Origin of the sequence: Nodosilinea sp. LEGE 07298, assembly GCF_015207265.1 — a bacterium.
GTDB lineage: Bacteria > Cyanobacteriota > Cyanobacteriia > Phormidesmidales > Phormidesmidaceae > Nodosilinea.
In genome coordinates, this window is the sequence record NZ_JADEXE010000446.1 from 1 (window position 1) to 3,977 (window position 3,977).

Sequence of the window (3,977 nt, forward strand, 5' to 3'; positions counted from 1 at the left end):
GGGCAGTCGAGGCGACTCCAAAGATTTGGGATATTGCGGCGGTATGGGCGATCGTGCAGGCCGCTGGGGCCACCTGGGTGCCCTTAGATGACATCGAGCCGTTTCCGCTGAATGCAGGAAAAGACTATAGCCGCCAACCCTACCCGACCTTAGCAGCGGCTCAAGCTCCCTTAGTAGAAGCATTTCGCCCTTTAGTCCAAAAGGTAGTGAAACGGTAGCCTGGCTCAGCATTAGTAGGGTTAGCGGAACCAAGGTGAGCTAACGGCCAAATCATGAGGGTTCAGAAGTCAGGCGCGGGTTCACGAACTGCCTGCCGCAGGCTTTGCACAGGTAGCACTGTTTGCCCCGACGGCGACCGTTTTTAGCTAAATCTGGCGAGGCGCAGTGGGGGCATATCATTACATTCATTACATGACCATGACTCTGATCGCCCACGTGGGGGGTTAGGTAAGCGACCAGCAGCACTGGAATTTGCTGGGTAATGTTCCTGCGCCGCTCCTCATCTGGTTGCCGCAGAGCCGCCAGCATGAGCGCATTGCCGCTGTGAACACACACCTCCGCCATCAGATCCCGCTGATCTTTGAGGAGGGCAGGATTGCACTGGTGCAGAATGTTTGAGAGAAAATCGATCGCCCCTTGGGTCATGCTGTCGTCGATGGTTTGAAAGCGATCGCGTGCTGTATAAAATTCAATGAACATCACTCTCGACACCGGATGCTCAAACAGCTTCCCTATAGCGAGCACAAGCTTTTCTAGCATTTCATTCAGCGGCAGCCTCCAATATTCCTCGGTGTTTACCTGCGACCACAGTGCGGCTACCCGCTCCGTGTGGCGCAGTTCCATAGCGTTAAAAATCGCCGCTTTGTCGGGGAAAAACTGGTAGAGCGAGCCGATCGCCGTCCCCGCCCGCTCCGCAATTTGGTGGGTAGTCGCAGCCTCATAACCCACCTCATCAAATACCAGGGCAGCGGCCTCTAGAATTTTTTCGACCCGCTGCTGACCCCGCCGCTGCTTGGGCTGCCGCCGCAGGGGGCTTGACGAACATGAGTCATCTGTCATATTTTGAAAACACGACGAATTTCTCACAATTTTATATCCCCCGGAGGCTTCTATGCAGTCCATGCTTCCCGGTGCGCCCTGGCTTTTGGCGCACAAGTCGATGCTGACTATCTATCAACCCCACAAAGTTTCCTTACACAGTAATGACTATGTGATGTGGAAAGATGTCGCAGGCGATGTTCATGCCCTGCCCAATGCCTGCCCGCACATGGGAGCGATGCTGTCTGAGGGCTGGTGCGAGGCGGCGGGTGACGGCAGCAGCCGAGTCGTCTGTCCCTTCCACGCCCTAGCCTTTGATGCCCAGGGGCGCACGGTGCTGCCGGGTTCTACCAAGCAAACGCTGCCTCAGCTAGAGCCGCTAGAGCTAATTGTCCAGGGCGATTTTGTCTGGTCCTACGGTGGCTACGCACCTAAGCTGCCGATTCCAGGGGTGTTGAATGCGATCGCAGCCGAGTACACATTCATTGGCCACACAGCCGATCGCACGGTGAATACCGACCTGCTCAGCATGCTGCTCAACATGCACGACTACAACCACCAAAACGGTACCCACCGCGACCTGTTTCGCATTGCTGAGGTGCAGTTTCATCGGTTTATTGACCAGGGCTATGAGTCGCACGCCTTTTACGACATGCCCACGGCCCCCTATTCAATCCTTGAAAAACTGCGCCGACCTGACCTGTTTTTGCTGCCTAGCACCATCAGTGCCCACCTGGAAAATCACTTTCCCGCCATGGTGATCTTTCACGGTGAATCGTCGTTGGGCAAAGTGGCCCAGTGCCATCTGTTTGTACCCGAGGCCGAGAATCGCACCCGCACCTACATTCTGCTATTCGGCCAGGCGAAGCACCCGGCATTTAACCTGATGGGCCGCGCCTATCTCAATTTTGGCCAAGTCGTCGTAGACCAGGATGCTGATATTTTGGGCAAGATCTACCCCAATGCCCCTCAGAAAATCAAGCTTAACAACGAAGTAGGTATGGACTGGGTGCGGCGAAATTTTGAGACGTTTGCGGTGGCAAACGTTTCGGCGGCAAGCAAGGTCAGCGTCTCGCCCTGAGTGATGCCAAATCCGAATCGCATAACTCCGATTCCCAACAGGCGGCTTGCGTAGAGGCAAACGGTGTTTGCCCCTACGCAACCGGGGTCAGCCAAGGCGGATTCAGTATTACTGCTCTGGCACCAGTTCGGTATTCACTTCATTGATGGGGCGGCGGCGCAACTCCTCTGACTCGGTGCGAGGCAACAGGTCAAACACCTCACGCATAACGTCGTCGATCGCTTCATAGGAGACCGTACCCGTTTCGTTAAACACTAGGTCTCCCTGGGCGTTAAAAATCAGGGTTTGGGGCACGGCATTGTTGAAGTAATAGCCCGGCTCACTGGGCTCGTAGGAGGCCTTAACCGGAATTGAGTCGGCCATGATCGGAATAAAGTTGGCCACCCGCCCGTAGGGAGCCTGCAGCTGAGAGATCACTGAGGCAAATTTTTTGCAGTCGCTGCTATCGTCCACGTAGATGACAACGATAGAGGGCTTGCCGTACTTGAGCGACTGCTCCAGGCTGACGCGCGGCGGCACCAGCGACCCGTTACCGGCGTAGAGCGCAAAGATATTGCCGTCGTAGTTGTCGTCAGTTAGACCCGCTAAGGCCGTGGGTTGCCCACCTAAACCTAGCCATAGCACCAGGGCAGCGCAGGCCATAGCCATGGCTTGCCCGAGACGATGATCTGCACCTTGGGGCATAGAGCAGTGGGAAAATTGGGCCGTGAGCCAGCGCAGCATGGCAATGATGTCCTTGGTCTAGAGCCTGTTTTTTTGGGCTTTGAGTTGTCCGTATTTTTATACGTATCAAAGCCACAGACTCTATTAGGCCACAGAATGGTGGCGCTTATCGCTGGGCATCGCTAAATTCTTGCACTACCGATTGCATAGCACCGGCATTGGCCGCGCGCAAATCGTTAGGCGTCCACACCACCACTTGGTAGTACTCTTCGCCCATTTCAACGGTGGTATGCAGGTAGGCTACCGGTCGCTGGGCGACCTCACCGCTCACTTCGTATTGCACAGCCGGAAAGCTATTTACCCGCTCAACGCCTGTGCGAGCCTGGTTAGTAATCACCTCGCTAAAGCCCCCTTTGAGAATTTGCAGGTAGTTGTTGGCCTGTTCCTCTAGGTTGCCTGGGGTAACAGCGGCGCGGCTTTCGCCCAGCACCACCAAAAACATATCTTGGTCAGGGTTATAGGCCTCCAGGTCAGCGGTGGGGTTCAGCGTACCAGCAGGGGCCGCTTGCCAGCCATTTTGCAGGCGTAGCTGTATGGGTTTCATGCGGCTGACCAGCCGGTTGCCTCCAAAGCCGCGATCAACATACTGATTGCCCATTTCGTCGGATTCCTCGGGCGATCGCGACAGCCCCAGAGTGTCACACCCGGTTAGCCCCAGCACCACCAGCCCTGCCACTAGGGTTGGCCCACCGCGTCGATACCACAAGCCCTTGCTCTCAGCCATAGCTTCACCCTTCTTTGATCGATCCACGCCTTTCTCAGCTTCAAGGGTATAGCAACCCCTCCGCAATCGGCCCATCCTCTCCTATGCTAGATAGGGGTTTAGGGTTTAGGGCCTAAGGTTTAAGGCGTTCCTTGCACCTTAAACCCTGCACCCCTGCTCCAATTCTAGAGTTACCCCATGTTACGAGCTGGCATTGTTGGGCTTCCCAACGTTGGCAAATCAACCCTATTTAATGCCGTAGTGGCCAACGCCAAGGCCCAGGCCGCCAACTTTCCTTTTTGCACCATCGAACCCAATGTGGGCATAGTGGCGGTGCCCGATGCCCGACTACAGGTGCTGGCCGACCTGTCTAGCTCCGCCGAGACTGTGCCCGCCCGAGTCGAGTTTGTCGATATTGCGGGCTTGGTGCAG

5 protein-coding genes and 1 pseudogene are annotated in these 3,977 nt (G+C 55.8%); 3 read left to right on the forward strand and 3 right to left on the reverse strand.

The window, feature by feature from the left end; translation table 11 throughout:
- Positions 1-218, forward strand: a pseudogene (locus IQ273_RS31340) (inositol monophosphatase family protein); the annotation flags it as partial.
- A 52-nt stretch (positions 219-270) separates the two neighbouring features.
- On the opposite strand, the gene IQ273_RS31345 reads toward IQ273_RS31340, so the two are convergent.
- Positions 271-1,059, reverse strand: coding sequence for a TetR/AcrR family transcriptional regulator (locus tag IQ273_RS31345; protein ID WP_397199104.1), 789 nt, complete (start codon positions 1,057-1,059; stop codon positions 271-273).
- 52 nt (positions 1,060-1,111) lie between these two features.
- On the opposite strand from IQ273_RS31345, the gene IQ273_RS31350 reads away from it, so the two are divergent.
- On the forward strand, positions 1,112-2,119 hold the full coding sequence (locus IQ273_RS31350) for a Rieske 2Fe-2S domain-containing protein (RefSeq protein WP_194027002.1): 1,008 nt from the start codon (positions 1,112-1,114) through the stop codon (positions 2,117-2,119).
- Between the two features lie 108 nt (positions 2,120-2,227).
- Here the strand turns inward: IQ273_RS31350 and IQ273_RS31355 are convergent, their stop codons facing one another.
- Both IQ273_RS31355 and IQ273_RS31360 read right to left on the reverse strand, forming a co-directional pair.
- On the reverse strand, positions 2,228-2,761 hold the full coding sequence (locus tag IQ273_RS31355) for a thylakoid membrane photosystem I accumulation factor (protein ID WP_278000612.1): 534 nt from the start codon (positions 2,759-2,761) through the stop codon (positions 2,228-2,230).
- A 187-nt stretch (positions 2,762-2,948) separates the two neighbouring features.
- A complete protein-coding gene (locus tag IQ273_RS31360; RefSeq protein ID WP_194027004.1) occupies positions 2,949-3,566 on the reverse strand; it encodes a hypothetical protein in 618 nt (205 codons plus the stop codon).
- A gap of 177 nt (positions 3,567-3,743) precedes the next feature.
- On the opposite strand from IQ273_RS31360, the gene IQ273_RS31365 reads away from it, so the two are divergent.
- Positions 3,744-3,977: GTPase (locus IQ273_RS31365; protein WP_194027005.1), on the forward strand; the 234-nt coding region annotated here is incomplete at its 3' end.